This is a genomic window from Limnohabitans simekii (SeqCode) (assembly GCF_965234735.1).
GTDB classification, from domain to species: Bacteria; Pseudomonadota; Gammaproteobacteria; order Burkholderiales; family Burkholderiaceae_C; genus Limnohabitans; species Limnohabitans simekii.
Genome location: NZ_OZ248540.1, coordinates 148,997 through 168,255 on the forward strand (window position 1 = coordinate 148,997; position 19,259 = coordinate 168,255).

Genomic DNA, 19,259 nt, shown 5'->3' on the forward strand with positions numbered 1-19,259 from the left:
CAATCGACCTAGAATGGACTTCTCATGAGCAAATGGATTTTCACCCTCATTTTTCAGGCCGCTTCGGTCTTGCTGCCCGCTTGGGCCGCTGACAAACATGAACATGCTGGACACTCGCATGGGCAAGGGCAGCTCGAGTTGGTGGTTCAGGGAGGCGCGGTCAAAGCCAATTTTGAAATCCCCATGGAAAGTCTTTTGGGCTTTGAACATCTGCCTAAAACAGCAGCCCAAAAGAAAGCCATGGCCGACTTGCAAGCGGCTGTGACTCAACCCGACTATGTGCTGGGTCTGCCCAAAACGGCGGCTTGCGAATTGAAAAGTGTGCAAGCCCAGTCCGATATGTTTTTGGGCAAAAAATCAACCCACAGCGATTTGGACCTGAGCATAGAGTTCACCTGCAGCCAACCCGCTGAACTCAAGCAAATTGAATTCCCCATTTTCAAAAAACACCCGCGCCTGAAAAGTTTGAAGGTCGACATGCTCACGCCGAAAGGTCAAGGTGCAACAACCGTCAAAACCAAAGACCCGGTGTTGCGTTGGTAAACCATGCCCTTGGCCCTGCACCTGTCTGAACTCACCCACGCATGGCCCGGCCAAGCGCCACTGATTCACATTGCCCAGCTGACATTACCGCAGGGCCAACATCTGTTCATTCAAGGGCGCAGTGGCTGTGGCAAAAGCACCTTGCTGTCCTTGTTGGCTGGCGTTCAGCAGGTCCAGCAAGGTGTCTGCCAAGTATTGGGTCAAAACTTAGCGACCTTGGGGCCCATGCAGCGGGACCAACTGCGTGGCGAGCACATGGGTGTGATTTTTCAGCAGTTCAATTTGCTGCCGTTTTTGGATGTCGCTGCCAATGCTTTGTTGCCCACCCGTTTGTTCGCCAGCCGTGCAGCGGCTGCCAGCCAAGTTTGGGGCAGTCCGCTGGCGCAAGCTCAAGCCTTGGCCGAGGGCTTGGGTTTGCCTTCATCACTTTGGCACCAGCCGGTGCACCAGCTGTCGGTGGGTCAGCAGCAGCGGGTGGCTGCCGTGCGTGCCCTGATGGGGCAGCCCCAACTCATCATCGCTGACGAGCCCACCTCCGCTTTGGATGACGCCAACCAATTGGAGTTCTTAGATTTGCTGCTCGGCACGGCCGAGAAGCAGGGCGCGAGTGTGGTGATGGTCAGCCACAACGCCCGACTGGCTGATCGGTTTCACCAAGTCCATGTTTGGCCAACCAAGGAGGCTGCATGAAGTTTTGGCTGGGTTTGGCGTGGCAAAGTGCTTGGTCCAGGCGGCAAGCCCTGTCCTTGGTCACGGTCTCGGTGGCCGTCTCGGTGCTGATCTTGCTGAGTGTTCAGCAACTGCGTGAAGACGCCAGACGCAGTTTTTCCAACGCCTTGAGCGGCGTTGATTTGATTGTGGGGCCACGCGGCAGTGCCACCGAACTCATGCTCTACAGCGTGTTTCAAATTGGCCGACCCTCTAGAAACATGGGCTACGCTGGCTTCCAAGAGATTCAAACAATGCCCCAAGTGCGTTGGGCTGTGCCCATCCAGTTGGGGGACACCTACCAGGGTCACCCGGTGTTGGGCACCACGGCTACCTTGTTCACCGAGTTCCAAAGTCAAGGCAGGGGTTTGGACTGGGCGCAAGGTCGGACATTTGGCAACCCGCAACAGAACGCTGAAGCATTGAAAGAAGTTGTCTTGGGAGCCGAAGTCGCCAGACGATTTGGACATGCGCTTGGCGACAAACTGGTTGTCACCCACGGTGCTGGTGGTGGTCCTGAGAGCACCGAGCACGATGACCAGCCCCTGACTGTGGTTGGCATATTGAAAGCGACTGGGGCACCAATCGATCGATCGGTTCTGGTCAATTTAGAAACGTTTGAAGCCATGCACCAGGGCTGGGGTTTGGGTATCTCGCCCCATGCCCTGCAAGCTGCAAATGCCAGTCAAGTCGCCGCACTGGACCCCAAAGAGTTGACGCCGGTCAGTTTGTCAGCAGTTTGGATTGGCTTGCACAGCCGCACCGAGGTGTTTTCAGTGCGCCGAAAAATTGAAAGCTTCAACCGTGATCCCCTGATGGCAGTGATGCCTGGCGTGGCTTTGGATGAGTTGTGGCAGGTTGTCAAGGTGGTTGAAAACAGTTTGGTGTTGGTGGGTATGTTGGTGGCTGTCAGCGCCATGCTGAGTGTGGCTGCCGTGCTCCTTGTCGCCATGGCCGGTCGGCGCAAAGAATTGGCGATCTTGCGAGCCATGGGCGTGGCCCCAACGTCTTTACTGGGCTATGTGTTGTTGGAGTCTGTGTTGGTTTGTTCGCTGGGCATCCTGGCTGGCGAGATAGGGAGTCAGGGCTTGATGTGGGCCGCGCAAGACTTGTTGAGGGTTCAATTTGGGGTGTTGGTGCAGCCGGGCTGGCCCTCAGCTGAAGCCTGGCTCAGCTTGGCTGCCCTGGTCACAGTGGCTTTTGTCGCCAGTTTGTTGCCCGCTTGGCAGGCTTACCGACTGTCCCTGATGGATGGCTTGCATCCTCCAACCCTCTAACTGGAAATCATCATGAAATCAAAGTCGCATCACATAGACCGACGTCAGTGGCTTGCTGCCTTGACGAGCATGGCCTTCGCGCCGTTCGCATGGTCGCAAACGGCTGGTTACAAAACCATTGATTGGAACGATTTGATGCCGGATGACTGGGTCAAAGAAATGACCACAGAAATGGCCAAAATGAGCAAGTTGAACGGTTTGCTGGATGGCAGTCCTGAGGCCACCAAGGCCATGGCTGATCTGCGTAAAAAGCTAGATGACGCACCGATTGTGAAGTCGCAGGTGAACCAAAAAATTCGATTGCCTGGTTATGCCGTGCCCTTGGATGCGGACCGCAACAGCAAGCGCGAGTTTTTGCTGGTGCCGTATTTCGGCGCATGCATTCACACCCCACCGCCACCTTCCAATCAAATCGTACTTGTGCGCCCAACGGCCAACAGCAAAATCAAGAAAATGCCGGAATCCATGGATGTACTTTGGGTCGAGGGTGAACTGAAAGAGGCTCGGGTGAACACCAGTCAAGGGGTGAGCGGCTATATGCTCGAGGCCATCAACATCGCGCCATACGAGACAAAACCGGCCAAGCGCTGACCTACAATGGCCAAACAGCAGTTTTTCTCGATTTCAGACTCAACCTTTTACAGCGGGACGTTCTATGGCAACCAATCTTGATCAATCCAACAACCTTGTGATCGGTAACGGCGTGACTTTCAAGGGCACCTTGAATGTGCCCAAGAAGGCGACGGTTTATGGGACTGTTGACGGTGAGCTGACTGCTGAAGAAATTTTCATTGGCCAGTCCGGCAAGATCACCGGCAAAGTCACTGCCCGCAGCATCGAGGTGGAGGGCGAATTGCACCAGGTCATCCATTGCCGTGATCACTTGCATATTCGAGCCACTGGCAAGGTGTCTGGCAAGCTCGAGTATTCACAAATTCAGATCGAGCGTGGCGGTGAGTTCCGAGGCGAAATGCAGCAAGTTGGTGCACCTCCTGTGATCCCGCCTTCCAGCGCATCTTTCTCAGCCCCCAAGCCGGTAGTCGCGCCAGGCGCCATGCCCGGCCCATCAGGCCCTTCTGGGAATTAAGTCTCAAGCATCATTTGAAGGCTTTTTCACAAGGCCCCTGCGGTTGCGCTTTCATGCACAGGCAACTCATGCCGAAATTTTGAACATTTTTCTTCTCAATGCCGCGCACGCTCACGCGCCTGACCGCATTGGGAGGAATATAAAGTTTCGGTTCAAAAGCTTGATGTCTTTTACTACCATCTTTGAAGTCGAAACTGGCACCGATGCAAAAAATCGGGCCGCTGAGCTTGTTGCCCACTTCAAACATCATCAAATCGGGTTCTTCCTTGGACCAGCCGGATTGGATGTTCAATTGCTTGAGCTCAGCTTGGGATAACTCGGTTTGACGCAATTTGTCTTCATGACTGAACCACCCCATGCTGAATGATTCAGTGAAAAGAACAAACCCAAGACAACAAAAAACAAACCCAATGCGATTTTTCATGGCTGCTCATTTTACCGAGCTCTGTCAGCTGTAAGAGCCCATGCTTTAAATCAAAGTCAAGATATCGCGCAAGCTTCGACCACTGTAGGTGGGTCGGGGACCGAGTGTTTCAAAGGGCATGCCCTGTCGATTGACCCAAAACGACTTGAAACCAAACCAGGTTGCACCCAATGCATCCCAACTGTTGCTAGAGACAAATAAAACCTCGCGAATATCCACTTTGTAGTGATCTGCTACCAAGCCATAGCTTTGCGGCGATGTTTTAAATTGACGCACCTCATCCACCGACAGGACCTTGTCAATCACATGGCCCATACCCGCACTGCTGACTGCAGCTTGCAGCATGTCTGGGCTGCCGTTGGACAGAATGGCAGCAGGTATCTGCAAGGATTGCAATGCTTCGAGTACCGCCAGGTTTTCAGGAAATGGCGTCAGCTGGGCATACTGGTCCATCAATCGTTTTTGTTTGGCAGGCGTCAACTCCAACTCGAGTCGCTGGCAAGCGTATTGCAACCCTAGTCGGGTCAGATCCCAAAATGACTGGTAGTGGCGACTGCCCATGGGGTTCATGGGGTCACTGAGTGAGATGAGACGGCTGTATTCGATCTGCTTGTCACGCCAAAGAACTGAAAGCGCCTGCCCCTGCCCTGGAAACAGCGATTCAGCCAAACTGCTGATTGAATAGACATCAAACAATGTGCCGTAGGCATCAAAAACAACCAATCGAATCATGTCAACTCCAGAATGTGGCCGAGGATGCAAATGGGATCGCCACGGCGACAGGGCCCAAGGCTGGTGTGCATCGTATACTTAAAAAATGAACATCCTTGTTTTGAACGGACCCAATCTCAACCTGCTTGGCACCCGCGAACCCGAGCAATATGGCCAGACCACTTTGGCCGATGTTGAGCTGCTTTGTGCGCAAACTGCCATGGCCTTGGGCTATGGTGTGGAGTGTTTTCAAAGCAACCACGAAGGCGAGTTGATCGACAAGTTACACAGCTTCGCAAAGTTGGTGCAAGCCGGTCAGGCCTTGGGTGCGGTTTTCAATCCTGGGGGCTTCACCCACACCTCTGTCGCTTTACACGACGCCATCAAGGGCACTGGGCTGCCAGTCGTTGAAGTCCACATCACCAACGTCCATGCACGTGAGGCCTTTCGCCATCATTCCTTCATTGCACCAGTGGCTCTGGGGTCCGTCATTGGCATGGGTATACAAGGCTATGCTTTGGCTGTGCAAGGCTTGATTCATAAATCCACCTGAGCGCGGAAGGTCGTCAGGGTTTATTCACGCACAACACGACAAGGATTTTTGATGCCTTTGGATGTGCGCATGCCTTCGCATCGCTCCATGGCTTTTCGTTCTGCGACTGCAGACATCTTGACGTAAATGGAGCAGGTGAAAATCATCTTGTCCTCCACCAAGTTGCTGTCATAGGCGACAACACATCGCCCGATGTCGCCAAGGTTGGGTCGCTCATGTTTAAAAGCTTCCTGCAGCGCACTGGGCAGGTCATGCAAGTGGACACCTGGGTAGACATAGGCTTCGGCCATTGCCGAACCCATGAGCGAAAAGCTCAGCACAAGGGCTGTGATCAGAGAATGAATTTGACGCATATCAGTGATGTTAAGCCAAGAACTGTCATCCAGGCTCAGGCCCAAGGCGTTATCAAGTCATCACCCAATCGGTTGATAGAAATACACACAAAGGACCTCGCCATGAAGAAAATACTGCCTGTCTTGTACACCTTGTTACTAACTCTTTCTATGGGGCCTGCCATGGCCGATCCCGGGCGCTGGGACAACCATGTGGGGACGCGGGCCCGTATCCAAATTTCTATCGACAACCATCATGTCCATGGCCGGGGCGCGAGGCACAGCGGATTCGGCTACAACCACAGATACGGTGGTTACAACCATGGTTACAGGCAGCATGGGCACGGCTGGGGACTGGCTCCTTGGGTGGCAGCTGCTGCCGTTGGCACCACCATTTATTGGGCCAACAACTACACACCAGCACCTGCCACCGTGATTGTTTCGCCACCCGTGGTGATCGACCCCGCTCGGGTTGCCTATTTCTGCCAAACTGCCCAGCAATACTATCCAAACGTGCCAACATGCAACGTGCCTTGGCAGTTGGTGAACTATTGAACATCAAAGCGGATGGATGGTTTTCTCGCCTTGGCGTTGTGAATGGCGAACTGTGCCACCCAAGGTCTCAACCTCAACACTGGCTCGTTTGCCTTGATAAACCTTTCGCTTGAGCCAATCGAGTTCTTCTTGCAAAGCTTTCTCTGTGCTCAGGGTTCGATGCCAACACTTGATCTCGGGGGCCCAACGGTAGCCGCGCGCTTTCAAGGCATCTTTTGAATCAAAAGGAGAACCGGTCGCGTACAGACGCACTTGGGGTTGGTTCAAAGACTCCAACAGGGTCAACAAGGCCGGTTGCTGACTTTGCGGAAGCAGGGCGGTCAATAATTCCAGCAAGGCCCAGCAATCTGTTTCAGCCCGGTGGGCTTCATAAAAAATACCTTGTGTTTGCATCAAAAATTCGAGCTTAGCAGAGCTGATGCCCTCGCCTTTCCAGTCGATATCGCGAATGCTACAAGCCCAATGCTTGTCTTGAAAAACAGGCCATCGTTTTTCTACGAAAGGCCGATCAAAAGAAGCATTGTGTGCAATCACCACCGCCGCAGCATTCACAATGGCATTGACCTTGGCATCATCAATGGTTTTTCCGCGCACCATCTCATCAGTGATGTGATGAACCGCAGTGGTTTCTGGCGGGATGGGGCGCAAAGGGTCTTCTAACTCGTCAAATACATCGACCACCCTGTGAACAGTCCCAAGCACGGGGTCAAATTCAAACACGATCATTCCCAATTCAATCACTTGGTCAGCATCGACGTTCAGTCCAGTTGTTTCAGTGTCAAGCACCACGCCTCTTTGAAGCATTTGTCCAGGCTTAGAGGGGTTGAATTCATGCCTTGGAACCAAGCGACGCAACACTTTGTAATCTGGGTGTTGGTCTAAAGCTTGGGCCATCTGCTCGGGACTTAAAGGGTTGTTGTCTTGGTCGTTCATAGAATCTTTCGAAGCAAAGCCTTGCCAACTTGTCGAATCAGCTTGGGTCCTTGGTAAATCAAGCCGGTGTAGATTTGCACCAGATCTGCACCAGCCTCAACTTTTTGCACGGCATCCTCCGCCGTCATGATGCCGCCCACACCGATGATCGGAAAGTTGACGCCCAGTTGCGCACGAAGGGCCGTGATCACCCGGTTGCTGGCGTCACGCACCGGTGTGCCTGATAAGCCGCCTGCTTCTTGCGCATTCGGCAAGCCCTTCACAGCATCTCGTGACAAGGTGGTGTTGGTTGCAATCAGCCCCCAAGCTTGGTCTTTGACCGATTCGCCGTTCATGCAATAGGCCCGCAAGGTGTTGGCCAATTGCGCAAGTTGTTCCTCGGTCAAATCAGGTGCGATTTTGATGAACAAAGGAACATGTTTTTGGTGTTGATCCGCCAACTGCTGCCGACGTTCATTCAATGCATGGAGCAAGCCAGCAAAAGCTTCATCGGTTTGCAAGCTGCGCAAATTTTGCGTGTTGGGACTGGAAATATTCACCGTCACATAGTCGGCAAAAGGGTAGACCGCATTCAAGCAGGTCAGGTAATCATCGGTCGCGCGTTCAATGGGTGTGCTTGCGTTTTTTCCAATATTCAAGCCCAGCAACATGGGCGCTTGGGAGGCGTTTCGAAACCGCGCTTGTTGCACGTTGGCTAAAAAAGCAGACAAACCGTCGTTGTTGAAACCCAAGCGATTGATGAGTGCATTGGCTGCAGGCAAGCGAAACATTCTGGGCTTGGGGTTGCCAGCTTGGCCCAGCGGGGTCACCGTCCCGACTTCGACAAAGCCAAACCCCATGGCTTCCCATGCATCAATGCAGCGTGCATTCTTGTCCAGACCGGCAGCCAACCCCACGCGGTTGGGAAAGCTGAGCCCAGCCAAGGAAACGGGGTCCTCAATGCGTGCTTGCTGGTAAGCATGCCGCCAGACATTGTGTTGGGTGCTTGCCAAGATGTCGATGGTGTGCTCATGCACAGTCTCCGCATCAAATGCAAACAACAGGGGGCGAACAAGGGCGTAGGGCAACAAGGACATGGATAATCTGCGCTGAATCAATGATGGAATTGTCACCGATGAGCCAAGCTGTGCTGAGCCAAGACGAATTAAAAACCCAGGTGGCCTTGGCCGCCTTGCATTACGTGGTGCCCAACGAGTGGGTAGGCGTTGGCACCGGCTCCACCGTCAACAAGTTCATTGATGCGCTCGCTGCTGCTCGAATACCCATCAAAGGCGCGGTTTCCAGTTCTGAGGCTTCAACGCAACGCATGAAAGAGGGGGGGCTGCCGGTCGTTGATTTGGCGCAAGTAGCGCGTTTAGCGGTCTACATTGATGGTGCAGATGAAATTGACAGCCACGGCTTCATGATCAAAGGTGGCGGCGCCGCACTCACGCGCGAAAAAATTGTGGCGGCACAAGCTGATCAATTTGTGTGCATTGCTGACGCATCCAAATTGGTCCAAGTGTTGGGTCGTTTTCCACTTCCCGTCGAAGTCATTCCGATGGCTGCACCTGAAATCATCCGTCGCTTCCAGTCCATGGGCGCACATGCGGATGTGCGCATGAAAGATGGTCTGCCCTTGGTCACAGACAACGGACAATTTTTGGTTGACGTCACAGGCCTGCAGATTCGCGAGCCCTTGTCATTTGAAAACCAAGTGAGTCAGTGGCCAGGTGTTGTAACGGTGGGCGTTTTTGCCCACCAAAAAGCCCACGTGTGTTTGCTGGGCACCAATGCAGGCGTGCAAACCATTCACTATGAATGATCAGGCAGCTTGCGCCATGCCCTGATGGCGCAGCAAAGCCTCTAAACTCGGCTCGCGTCCTCGAAACGCTTTGAATGATTCCATGGCAGGACGGCTGCCGCCAGCCTCCAAAATCGTTTGCCGGTAACGGCGTCCAGTCGCCACACTTGGACTGCCATCTGCAGCAGCTGTTTCTTCAAAGGCGGCATAAGCATCTGCACTCAGCACCTCGGCCCATTTGTAACTGTAATAGCCTGCCGAATAGCCGCCAGCAAAAATATGGCTGAATGAATGCGGCATGCGGTTGAAGGCGGGTGGATGCAACACCGCCACCTCATCACGAACTTCTTGCAAAACTTGCATCACACGGTCAGCGGCTGCTTTTTCAGAGTGCAAGCGCATGTCCAACAAGGAAAACTCGATTTGACGCAGGGTTTGCAAACCACTTTGGAAATTTTTGGCCGCCAGCATTTTGTCAAACAAAGCGCGGGGCAAAGGTTCTCCGGTGTCCACATGGGCAGTCATGTGTCTGAGCACGGCCCATTCCCAACAAAAGTTTTCCATGAATTGACTGGGCAACTCGACCGCATCCCATTCCACACCACTGATACCTGACACATCACGTTCATTGACTTGCGTCAGCATGTGGTGCAAGCCGTGTCCACACTCGTGGAACAAAGTGATGACATCGTCATGCGTGAGCAATGCCGGTTGGCCGTTGACACCTTCAGCAAAATTGCAAACCAAATGCGCGATAGGCGTTTGAAGTTTGCCGGTGTCTGGGCGCAACCAACGGGCACGCACATCGTCCATCCAAGCGCCGCCACGTTTGCCTTTGCGGGCGCTGGGATCAAGGTAAAACTGCCCCACCAGCTGCCCTTCACGCTCGATTCGGTAGAACAAAACGCTTGGATGCCACACTGGCGCCTTGTCCTGTTGGATCTGCACCTCAAACAGTGTTTCCACGATTTTGAACAAGCCGCTCAGGACTTTGGGCGCGGTGAAATAGGGCTTCACCTCTTGTTCGCTGAAGGCGTAGCGAGACTCTTTGAGTTTTTCGCCAATGAAGGTCCAGTCCCAAGCTTGTGGATCCTGCAAGTGCAGTTCATCCCGCGCAAACGCACGCATTTCTGCCAAGTCTTTTTCGGCAAAGGGTTTGGCGCGTAGAGCCAAGTCTCGCAAAAACTTCATCACATGCTTGGGTGACTCGGCCATTTTGCTGGCCAAGGACACTTCAGCATGATTGGCATAGCTCAACAACTCGGCTTCTTCTTGTCGCAATTGCAAGATTTCTTGCAGCAACACCGTGTTGTCAAACTCAGGGTGATCTGATTGGTCGGACGCTCTTGTTGAATACGCGCGATAGAGTTTTTCACGCAGTCTGCTGCTGTGGGCGTATTGCATGACCGGCAAATAGCAGGGCATTTTCAAGCTGAGTTTGTAGCCTTGTGCGCCATCGGCTTGGGCCGCTGCTTTGGTCGCTTGCAACACATCGTCTGGAATGCCCGCCACTTCTTCCTCGCCGACCAGCAAAGACCAGGCATCGGTGGCGTCGAGGACGTGTTCGCTGAACAATTGGCTGATCTCTGCTTGGCGTTCTTGAATGGCGGCAAATCGTTCCTTGACCGTGCCCTTCAATTCGGCTCCTGAAAGCACAAAATTACGCAAGGCCAAGCGGTGCGCATGGGTTTGCTCCGGGTTGAGGCTGCTGGTGTCAATGGCTTTGTATTTGGCATACAAGGCTTCGTTGGCACCCAAGCGGGTCCAAAACTCGGTGATCCTCGGCAGTTCTGCGTTGTAGGCGGCTCGCAAATCAGGCGAGTCCATCACGGATTGCAGATGGCTGACCATGCTCCAAGCGCGGCCAAGTCGCTCGGTGGCGGTGTCAAGAACTTTGGCAATCGCCGTCCAATCAGCAGGAAAGTCGTGGGCTGTGACTTGCGTCAATGCTGCATCGGCCTGGGCCAGCAGGCTGTCAATGGCGGGAGCTATCGAGGCGGGTTGAACCTGATCAAACAGGGGGAGGTCAGAGAAGTCGAGCAGGGGATGGGTCATGAATGAGCAGATGCGGTCTTTTCAGCCGAAGCCAAGGTATTGACCAGCAGCATCGTGATGGTCATGGGACCCACACCGCCAGGCACGGGCGTGATGTAGCTGGCGACTTGCTTTACACCTTCGAAATCAACGTCGCCACAGAGCTTGCCTTGGTCATCACGGTTCATGCCCACATCCAACACCACTGCACCTGGTTTGACCATGTCGGCGGTCAAAACATTGCGTTTGCCAACCGCTGCTACCACCACATCAGCTTGCAAGGTCAGGGCCTTGAGGTTGGTGGTGGCACTGTGGCAAATCGTCACGGTGGCGCTTTGCTGAAGCAGCATGAGCGCCATGGGTTTGCCAACGATGTTGCTTCGGCCAATCACCACGGCGTGCTTGCCGCGCAAGTTGTAGCCGATGTGTTCCAACATCTTCATGCAGCCATGCGGTGTGCAAGGCCAGTAACCGGGTAAGCCCGTCATCAGGGCGCCTGCACTGGCGACATGGAAACCGTCGACATCTTTGTCGGGGGCAATGGCTTCAATCACTTTTTGGGCATCAATATGAGCTGGCAAGGGCAGTTGCACCAAAATGCCGTGAATGCTGGGGTCGACATTGAGGGCTGCAACGCGATCGAGCAAGGCCGCTTCGGTCATGGCCGCATCGTGTTTTTCCAAGACCGAGTGGATGCCCGCTTGCTCGCAAGCTTTGACTTTGTTGCGAACATAGACTTGGCTGGCCTGGTTGTCTCCGACCAAAATGACCGCCAAACCTGCTGTCAGTCCTTGCGATTTGAGTTGCTCAACACGCTCGCTGACTTGTTGACGAAGCAGTTGAGAAAGTGCGTTTCCATCGATGAGTTGTGCAGTCATGGTAGATCAAGATTTATGGGTTGGTCCGAGGGCGATTTTCAGCAAATCAGCTACTGTGTTGGCATTGAGTTTTTCCATGATGTTGGCGCGGTGCGCTTCAACGGTTTTGATACTGATGCCCAAGTCATCGGCAATTTGTTTGTTCAGGCGGCCTGCCACGATGCGCTCTAAGACCTGTGCTTCTCTAGCCGTGAGCTTGCCCATCAAGGCCTCACGGTTGGCTGCATGCTGATAGTCCGCAAAAGCCGAACGGGCTTGATCCAACATTCTTTCAACAACGTTCAGCAGCTCTTCTTCATTGAAGGGCTTGGGGATGAAATCCATGGCGCCTTTTTTCATGGTGTTGACGGCCATGGGGACATCGCCGTGACCCGTGATGAACACGATGGGCAAGGGTGACTTGCGTTCCAACAAACGATCTTGGAGTTCCAAGCCTGTCACGCCGGGCATTCGAATATCGACAATCAAGCAAGCCACCTCGCGGGGGTCGTAGCGGCTGAGGAATGATTCGGCTGAATCGAAGCAACGCACGCGGTAGTCCTTGCCTTCTAGCAACCATTGCAGTGAATCACGCACGGCTTCGTCGTCATCCACCACATAAACATTGCCTTTTTTCGGGATCAAACTCATCTTTACTCCAGCGTGCAAACAATCTGCACAAATTCAAACAGAAACCAGGGCGGGCGAGGCCGGAAGCCAGAATGAAAACCGACATCCCATGATCACTTTTCCATTGTAGATGTTCTCAGCTTGCATTCGTCCCTGGTGGGATTCGATGATGGTTCGACACAGATTCAAGCCAATGCCCATGCCTTCTTTTTTGGTGGTGTAAAAAGCTTCAAACACACGAGACATCACTTCTTGCGACATCCCCACACCGCTGTCGGTGACAGAAAATTCCACCACCGGTTGGGCTTCGATGATTTTGGGCACGATTTGCAACTCTACTTTGCGCTGGTCCAAAGGTCGGTTGGCGTGTTCGATGGCTTCTGCGGCATTCTTCAGTAAATTAATCAGCACTTGCTCAATCAAGATGGGATCGACCAAGATGCTGGAGAGCCGATCGGACATGTACAAACTCAACTGCACCCGACGGCGACGCAATTCAATGTCAGCCAATTCCACCGCCTCGGTCACGATGGGTGCGATGTGGGACATGAGCTTGTTGGTTTCGCTTCGTTTCACAAAACTTCGAATTCGCTGAATGATTTGGCCCGCACGTTGTGCTTGCCTGGACGTTTTTTCCAGAGCGGTGAGCAACTCCTCTTCACTGATTTGCTTGCCTTTGATGCGCGACACCATGCCGGTGCAGTAGTTGGAAATGGCGGTCAACGGTTGGTTCAACTCGTGAGCCACACTGGAAGCCATTTCACCCATGGTGATCAAGCGGCTGGCGGACTGCGCTCGTTCGGCTTGCAAGTCGGCTTGCTCTTCTGCATGGCGTCGCGCCGTGATGTCGGTGGAAATCACCATTTGCGCCAAGCGTCCATCCACCCAATTCAAATATCGCGAGCGAACTTCTAGCCATTTGTTCAAGCCTGAAAGGTAGATTTCAGAGTTCTCTGAACCCGCTTGGGTCAAGCTTTCACCGGGCATACCCACCATATCGTCAACCGATTCATCACCAGAAACCGCATCCGTCCTCAACATGCCAGCTTGTGTCACCAGTTCCAGATGGCCATCGCTTTGATTGCCAAACCACTGGCGGTAGAGCTTGTTCGCAAACAACAATTCAGTGCTCCCAAGAGGCGTCACTGAAACCGAAGCATCCAAGGCTTCAAGCACAGTCGTGAAACGCTCGTACGAGGCTGACAGTTGTTCACGGATCCGGTTGGGCTCGGTGATGTCCGTCATGGAAGTCATCCAGCCCGTTTGAGCGCCGTGTGCATCAATCAACGGGGAGACATACAAACGTGCATCAAACATGGTTCCGTTTTTGCGTTTGACCCGAATTTGAAAACCACTCATGGTGGTGCGGCCATTGAGTTGATCCGTCAATTTGGTGTTGAGCAAATTGCGGTCCTCATCGGGCCAGTAGGGAAACGGCGAACTCAAACCCACCAGTTCCTTTTCGGTCCAGCCTGTCATTTGACAAAAAGCAGCATTCACATAAGTGATGCGGCCATTCATGTCCATCGCCCGCATGCCGGTGAGGATAGAGTTTTCCATGGCGCGTCGAAAATTGGTTTCGGCCACCAAGGCTTGTTGAGCTTGCAAGCGCCGCCGCGTGTGTTGCCAAGTACCGATCAGCATCCAAGTGGTCATGCCACTGAGCAACAAGACCAACCAAAACAAGCCACTGCCAATCAATACTTGTGAGGTTCGGTAGACCTGTGCGCGCAGTTGCAAGCTGTTGCCCACGGTCGAAACGGGCACGGTGTATTCATAAGCTTTGGATTCCCACGGCGAATACTCAAATAATCCGGTGCGCGGCTTGATGCTTTGACCCGCCAGCAAATTGTTGTCGGCGTCAACCAATGAAACAGCATGGCGTGCCACAACCTCTGCAGGCACGGTAAAGCGCAACAAGCCCTCGAGGGTGTATTCGATCATCACCACCCCTTTGAAGTCGTTGTTGCTCAAGATGGGTATGTGCAACTGGAGATGCGCTTCAATTTGATTGCCGATATCGCCTTTTTTAAACAGAATGGGTGTGGAATAGATGGATCTACGTAATTCTTTGGCGAGCAAAAAAGTGTCTTCAGTTTGAGCATGGTCTATCCAAGCGCCTTGTCGGTGAAATGGCAGCAATTCCACCGTGCCCGAAGCGTAGTTCGAGCGCACATGCCGGTTGTTGTCAATCCAGCTGATGCTGGCAACTTCAGGGTATTGATTGACCAAATCCAAGGCGGTGTTGGCAAAGTCAATCGTTGTCAGCTTGTCATTGCCGACGTCCCGCGCCAATCGCAACATTTGTTCTTGTTGTTCCAGCAAGTGGAGTCGCATTTTCTGGTTGGCGAACTCCAAATCACGTTGCACACTTTCTTGCTCACGTTCCATTTCCTCGATACGCAAATAGCCCACGCTGCTGATGATCGTCATCAAAAAAATGGCAACCGCTGCAATCGGGGCCAACAAGGCAAAGCGATCTTGGCGGCTGGGACTTAAACGCTTCCACCAGCTGCGCCATCGGGCGCTCAAGGTCATGAGCAAGTTGTTTTGCATAGGCGTCGAGTTTAGGGCAGCCCTTTTGATCACCACCAGGAAGAAAATTTTGCATTATGAAATTGACTAGCGTCATTTGAAATTATGTAAAAATCCGCCCACAACATCGAACACAATGAAACGCTTCCACAAGGAGACAAGCATGTCCGTCGCACCAGAGCATTTACAAACCTTTGCCCGCAACGATTCCGACAGCCAAGAAACCCGCGAATGGATGGACGCTTTGTCCGCGGTCATCGCGTCCGAAGGGCCAGAACGTGCCCACTTTCTCTTGGAACAACTTTTAGAACATGCCCGCGAAAACAGCATCGATATGCCGTTCTCGGCCAACACGGGTTATGTCAACACCATCGAACCCGACCAAGAAGAACGCTGCCCGGGCAATATTGAAATCGAAGAACGTTTGCGTGCCTACATGCGCTGGAACGCGATGGCCATGGTGGTGAAAGCCAACCGACACAACCCCGCTGATGGCGGCGACCTGGGGGGGCACATTGGCTCCTTCGCTTCTTTGGCCCACATGTTCGGTGCGGGCTTCAATCATTTTTGGCATGCGGAGAACGAACACCACGGCGGCGATTTGCTCTACATCCAAGGTCATGTGTCGCCGGGCGTTTATGCCCGTGCGTATTTGGAAGGCCGCTTGACCGAAGAACAGTTGTTGAATTTCCGCCAAGAGGTGGACGGCAAAGGTTTGTCCAGCTATCCGCACCCCAAACTCATGCCCGAGTTTTGGCAGTTCCCCACGGTGTCCATGGGCTTGGGCCCCTTGATGGCCATTTACCAAGCGCGTTTTTTGAAATACCTGCATGCCCGTGGCATCGCCAACACCGAGAACCGCAAGGTCTGGGTGTTTTGTGGTGACGGTGAAATGGACGAGGTGGAATCTTTGGGCGCGATTGGTTTGGCCGCGCGTGAAAAACTCGACAACCTGGTGTTCGTCATCAACTGCAACTTGCAGCGTTTGGATGGCCCAGTGCGTGGCAACGGCAAGATCATCCAAGAGTTGGAAGGTGAATTCCGAGGCGCGGGTTGGAACGTCATCAAGCTGATTTGGGGCAGCAACTGGGACCCGCTGATTGCGCGTGACAAAGACGGTGCTTTGCGCCGCATCATGATGGACACCTTGGACGGCGATTACCAAGCCTTCAAGGCCAACGATGGCGCTTATGTGCGCAAACATTTCTTTGGTCGTGACCCGCAAACCTTGGAGATGGTGGCCAAGTTAAGCGATGACGATATTTGGAATTTGCGTCGTGGCGGCCACGATCCGCAAAAGGTGTATGCCGCTTATGCCGCTGCGGTGAAACACAAAGGCCAACCGTCCGTGTTGTTGATCAAGACCGTCAAAGGTTTTGGCATGGGCAGCGCCGGTGAAGGCAAAAACACGGTGCACCAAACCAAGAAGCTGACCGACGAAGACATCAAAACCTTTCGCGATCGTTTCAACATTCCGATTCCCGACAGCGAGTTGTCCAAGTTGCCGTTTTACAAACCAGCGGATGACACGCCCGAGATGCAGTATTTGCACGAGCGCCGCAAGGCCTTGGGCGGGTATTTGCCGCACCGCCGCACCAAAGCCGATGAGCAGTTCACCGTGCCCGCCCTGGAGGTGTTCAAAGCAGTCACTGAAGCCACGGCCGAGGGGCGTGAAATTTCCACCACCCAAGCCTATGTGCGCTTTCTCACGCAGTTGCTGCGCGACCAAGCTTTGGGCCCACGTGTGGTGCCGATCTTGGTGGACGAAGCCCGCACTTTTGGCATGGAAGGTTTGTTCCGTCAGGTGGGTATTTACAACCCCGATGGCCAGCTTTACACGCCTGTCGATAAAGACCAGGTGATGTACTACAAGGAAGACAAGGCCGGTCAAATTTTGCAAGAGGGCATCAACGAAGCCGGGGGCATGAGCAGTTGGATTGCCGCAGCCACGTCCTACTCGACCAACAACCGCATCATGGTGCCGTTCTACGTGTACTACTCGATGTTTGGTTTCCAACGCATTGGCGACCTGGCCTGGGCCGCAGGGGATATGCAAGCGCGTGGGTTCTTGTTGGGGGGCACGTCCGGGCGCACCACCTTGAACGGCGAAGGTTTGCAGCATGAAGACGGCCACAGTCATATTCTGGCGGGCACGATTCCCAATTGCGTCAGCTACGACCCGACCTTTGCCCACGAGGTGGCGGTCATCATGCACCACGGCTTGAAGCGCATGGTGGGAAAGCAAGAAAACGTGTTTTATTACATCACCTTGCTGAATGAAAACTACGCCATGCCCGGCCTCACACCCGGCACGGAAGAACACATCATCAAGGGCATGTATTTGTTGCAAGCCGCAGAAGGTGCGAAGAAATTGCCGCGTGTGAACTTGCTGGGCTCGGGCACCATCTTGCGCGAGTCCATGGCCGCCCGCGAACTGCTGGCGTCTGATTGGGGCGTGGCTGCCAATGTGTGGAGCTGCCCCAGCTTCAACGAGTTGGCGCGTGACGGTGCCGAGGCCGAGCGTTGGAACCTGATGCACCCCACCGAGACAGCGCGCTTGTCGTTCGTGGCGCAGCAACTGTCTGCGCACGAAGGTCCGGTGGTCGCGTCCACCGACTACATGAAAGCCTATGCCGAACAAATCCGTGGCCATTTGCCAGCCGGTCGCCGCTTCAAGGTGCTGGGCACCGATGGTTTTGGTCGCTCCGATTTCCGCAGCAAACTGCGCGAGCACTTCGAGGTGAACCGCCACTACATCGTGGTGGCAGCGCTCAAAGCCTTGAGCGAAGACGGCACCGTGCCTGCGGCCACCGTGGCGCAAGCGATTCAAAAATACAAACTGCAAGCGGACAAAATCAATCCGCTGTACGCCTGATCCAGGGAGAAACCTATGGCCATGATGGAAGTGAACGTCCCCGACATCGGCGACTTTGACGAAGTAGCGGTGATTGAACTGTTGGTGAAAGTCGGTGACAAGGTGCGTGCCGAGCAGTCCCTGATCACCGTTGAATCCGACAAAGCCTCGATGGAAATCCCGTCCTCGCACGCTGGTGTGGTGACCGAGTTGATGGTCAAGCTGGGTGACAAGGTCAAGCAAGGTTCTTTGATCGTCAAGTTGGAGGCAACCGAGGTGGCTGGTGCGGCTCCTGTTGCAGCTGCTGCACTAAGCGCGGTTGCCGCACCCGCGTCTGCTGCATCTGCGTCTGCAGCGTCAAGCGTCGTCGCAGCACCCGCACCCGTGGCTCCGGTCACTGCCGTGCCCGTTGTCAGCACCCCTGTTTCAGCTGCAGTTGCAGCGGTTTCAGTGGCCGTGGCCCCAGTGGCAGCACCCGCGCATCAACCCACGTTGGCGCCCAGCGGTGCCTTACCGCATGCCTCACCCTCGGTGCGCAAATTTGCCCGCGAACTCGGCGTGCCCTTGAACGAAGTCAAAGGCTCTGGCCCCAAAGGCCGCATCGGTTTGGAAGACATCCAAACGTTCAGCCGCGCAGTCATGGCGGGCGAGACCCGCACCCAAGCGCAAAGCAGCAAAGCCCCGGCAGGCGATGGCGCAGGCTTGGGTTTGATTCCCTGGCCCAAGGTGGACTTCGCCAAGTTCGGCCCGATCGAACGCAAAGAACTGGGCCGGATTCAAAAAATCAGCGGTGCCAATTTGTTGCGCAACGCGGTGATGATTCCAGCCGTGACCAACCATGACGATGCCGACATCACCGAGCTCGAAGCCTTCCGGGTGCTCACCAACAAAGAAAACGAGAAGAGCGGCGTGAAAGTGACCATGCTGGCCTTTCTCATCAAAGCCTGTGTGGCGGCCTTGCAAAAGTTCCCGCAATTCAACAGCTCCCTCGATGGCGACGCACTGGTTTACAAACAATATTGGCACATCGGTTTTGCCGCCGACACGCCCAACGGCCTGATGGTGCCGGTGTTGAAAGATGCCGACAAAAAAGGCATTTTGCAAATCAGCGCCGAGATGGGCGAACTGGCGAAGAAAGCCCGCGAAGGCAAGCTCAGCCCCGCTGAAATGTCGGGTGCCACCTTCACCATTTCCAGCCTGGGCGGCATCGGTGGGCGTTATTTCACGCCCATCATCAACGCCCCTGAAGTGGCCATCCTGGGTGTCTGCCGCAGCAACATGGAGCCGGTTTGGAACGGCCAAGAATTCGCGCCTCGCCTCATGCTGCCCTTGTCACTCACCTGGGACCACCGCGTGATTGACGGCGCTGCTGCTGCGCGGTTCAACGCGTATTTGGGCCAGGTGTTGGCCGACTTCCGCCGCGTCATGCTCTAAACCTTGGGG

At 54.2% G+C, this 19,259-nt stretch carries 19 protein-coding genes; 10 read left to right on the forward strand and 9 right to left on the reverse strand.

Going from position 1 to position 19,259, the window contains the following annotated elements:
- Positions 1 to 24: 24 nt before the first annotated feature.
- The 5 genes from AC8GFP_RS00775 to AC8GFP_RS00795 all read left to right on the forward strand — a co-directional run bounded on the left by AC8GFP_RS00775 (position 25) and on the right by AC8GFP_RS00795 (position 3,615).
- Positions 25 to 543, forward strand: coding sequence for a ZrgA family zinc uptake protein (locus AC8GFP_RS00775; protein WP_506609305.1), 519 nt, complete (start codon positions 25 to 27; stop codon positions 541 to 543).
- Positions 544 to 546: 3 nt separating this feature from the next.
- Entirely contained in the window at positions 547 to 1,233 is a 687-nt protein-coding gene (locus AC8GFP_RS00780; RefSeq protein WP_506609307.1) for an ATP-binding cassette domain-containing protein, read from the forward strand.
- Entirely contained in the window at positions 1,230 to 2,528 is a 1,299-nt protein-coding gene (locus tag AC8GFP_RS00785) for an ABC transporter permease (protein ID WP_506609309.1), read from the forward strand. Before AC8GFP_RS00780 ends, AC8GFP_RS00785 begins: the two co-directional genes overlap by 4 nt.
- Before the next feature lie 12 nt (positions 2,529 to 2,540).
- A complete protein-coding gene (locus tag AC8GFP_RS00790) occupies positions 2,541 to 3,119 on the forward strand; it encodes a DUF3299 domain-containing protein (protein WP_506609311.1) in 579 nt (192 codons plus the stop codon).
- A gap of 64 nt (positions 3,120 to 3,183) precedes the next feature.
- Complete coding sequence (locus AC8GFP_RS00795; protein ID WP_506609312.1) at positions 3,184 to 3,615, forward strand: bactofilin family protein; 432 nt, start codon at positions 3,184 to 3,186, stop codon at positions 3,613 to 3,615.
- Between the two features lie 10 nt (positions 3,616 to 3,625).
- Here AC8GFP_RS00795 and AC8GFP_RS00800 read toward each other — a convergent pair whose 3' ends face one another.
- A complete protein-coding gene (locus AC8GFP_RS00800; RefSeq protein WP_506609313.1) occupies positions 3,626 to 4,039 on the reverse strand; it encodes a hypothetical protein in 414 nt (137 codons plus the stop codon).
- Between the two features lie 45 nt (positions 4,040 to 4,084).
- Complete coding sequence (locus tag AC8GFP_RS00805; RefSeq protein ID WP_506609315.1) at positions 4,085 to 4,771, reverse strand: haloacid dehalogenase type II; 687 nt, start codon at positions 4,769 to 4,771, stop codon at positions 4,085 to 4,087.
- 85 nt (positions 4,772 to 4,856) lie between these two features.
- Here AC8GFP_RS00805 and aroQ point away from each other — a divergent pair, with 85 nt between their 5' ends.
- On the forward strand, positions 4,857 to 5,303 hold the full coding sequence (aroQ, locus tag AC8GFP_RS00810) for a type II 3-dehydroquinate dehydratase (protein WP_506609316.1): 447 nt from the start codon (positions 4,857 to 4,859) through the stop codon (positions 5,301 to 5,303).
- Positions 5,304 to 5,323: 20 nt separating this feature from the next.
- Here the strand turns inward: aroQ and AC8GFP_RS00815 are convergent, their stop codons facing one another.
- Complete coding sequence (locus tag AC8GFP_RS00815; protein ID WP_506609318.1) at positions 5,324 to 5,701, reverse strand: hypothetical protein; 378 nt, start codon at positions 5,699 to 5,701, stop codon at positions 5,324 to 5,326.
- A 57-nt stretch (positions 5,702 to 5,758) separates the two neighbouring features.
- On the opposite strand from AC8GFP_RS00815, the gene AC8GFP_RS00820 reads away from it, so the two are divergent.
- Positions 5,759 to 6,190 (forward strand): hypothetical protein, encoded by a 432-nt coding sequence (locus AC8GFP_RS00820; RefSeq protein WP_506609319.1) that lies wholly within the window; start codon positions 5,759 to 5,761, stop codon positions 6,188 to 6,190.
- 3 nt (positions 6,191 to 6,193) lie between these two features.
- On the opposite strand, the gene AC8GFP_RS00825 is transcribed toward AC8GFP_RS00820, so the two are convergent.
- Together AC8GFP_RS00825 and AC8GFP_RS00830 are read right to left on the reverse strand one after the other, a co-directional pair.
- Positions 6,194 to 7,123 (reverse strand): 3'-5' exonuclease, encoded by a 930-nt coding sequence (locus AC8GFP_RS00825; RefSeq protein WP_506609321.1) that lies wholly within the window; start codon positions 7,121 to 7,123, stop codon positions 6,194 to 6,196.
- Positions 7,120 to 8,199: a quinone-dependent dihydroorotate dehydrogenase gene (locus tag AC8GFP_RS00830; protein ID WP_506609323.1), complete on the reverse strand. Its 1,080-nt coding sequence runs from the start codon at positions 8,197 to 8,199 to the stop codon at positions 7,120 to 7,122. The genes AC8GFP_RS00825 and AC8GFP_RS00830 overlap by 4 nt, the downstream gene beginning before the upstream one ends.
- A gap of 38 nt (positions 8,200 to 8,237) precedes the next feature.
- Here AC8GFP_RS00830 and rpiA point away from each other — a divergent pair, with 38 nt between their 5' ends.
- Entirely contained in the window at positions 8,238 to 8,927 is a 690-nt protein-coding gene (gene rpiA, locus AC8GFP_RS00835) for a ribose-5-phosphate isomerase RpiA (protein ID WP_506609325.1), read from the forward strand.
- Here rpiA and AC8GFP_RS00840 read toward each other — a convergent pair whose 3' ends face one another.
- Genes AC8GFP_RS00840 through AC8GFP_RS00855 form a run of 4 tightly spaced genes read right to left on the reverse strand, consistent with a single transcriptional unit; the run spans position 8,928 to position 14,983 of the window.
- Positions 8,928 to 10,961: a M3 family metallopeptidase gene (locus AC8GFP_RS00840; protein ID WP_506609327.1), complete on the reverse strand. Its 2,034-nt coding sequence runs from the start codon at positions 10,959 to 10,961 to the stop codon at positions 8,928 to 8,930.
- On the reverse strand, positions 10,958 to 11,818 hold the full coding sequence (folD, locus tag AC8GFP_RS00845; RefSeq protein WP_506609329.1) for a bifunctional methylenetetrahydrofolate dehydrogenase/methenyltetrahydrofolate cyclohydrolase FolD: 861 nt from the start codon (positions 11,816 to 11,818) through the stop codon (positions 10,958 to 10,960). Before folD ends, AC8GFP_RS00840 begins: the two co-directional genes overlap by 4 nt.
- A gap of 6 nt (positions 11,819 to 11,824) precedes the next feature.
- Entirely contained in the window at positions 11,825 to 12,448 is a 624-nt protein-coding gene (locus AC8GFP_RS00850) for a response regulator transcription factor (RefSeq protein WP_506609331.1), read from the reverse strand.
- Positions 12,449 to 12,481: 33 nt separating this feature from the next.
- Positions 12,482 to 14,983 (reverse strand): PAS domain-containing sensor histidine kinase, encoded by a 2,502-nt coding sequence (locus AC8GFP_RS00855; protein WP_506609333.1) that lies wholly within the window; start codon positions 14,981 to 14,983, stop codon positions 12,482 to 12,484.
- A 142-nt stretch (positions 14,984 to 15,125) separates the two neighbouring features.
- Between AC8GFP_RS00855 and aceE the strand changes: the two genes are divergently transcribed.
- The gene (gene aceE, locus AC8GFP_RS00860; RefSeq protein WP_506609335.1) at positions 15,126 to 17,837 is read left to right on the forward strand and encodes a pyruvate dehydrogenase (acetyl-transferring), homodimeric type; all 2,712 of its coding nucleotides are present in this window, start codon (positions 15,126 to 15,128) and stop codon (positions 17,835 to 17,837) included.
- A 15-nt stretch (positions 17,838 to 17,852) separates the two neighbouring features.
- The gene (gene aceF, locus AC8GFP_RS00865; protein WP_506609337.1) at positions 17,853 to 19,250 is read left to right on the forward strand and encodes a dihydrolipoyllysine-residue acetyltransferase; all 1,398 of its coding nucleotides are present in this window, start codon (positions 17,853 to 17,855) and stop codon (positions 19,248 to 19,250) included.
- The last annotated feature ends 9 nt before the right edge of the window (positions 19,251 to 19,259 follow it).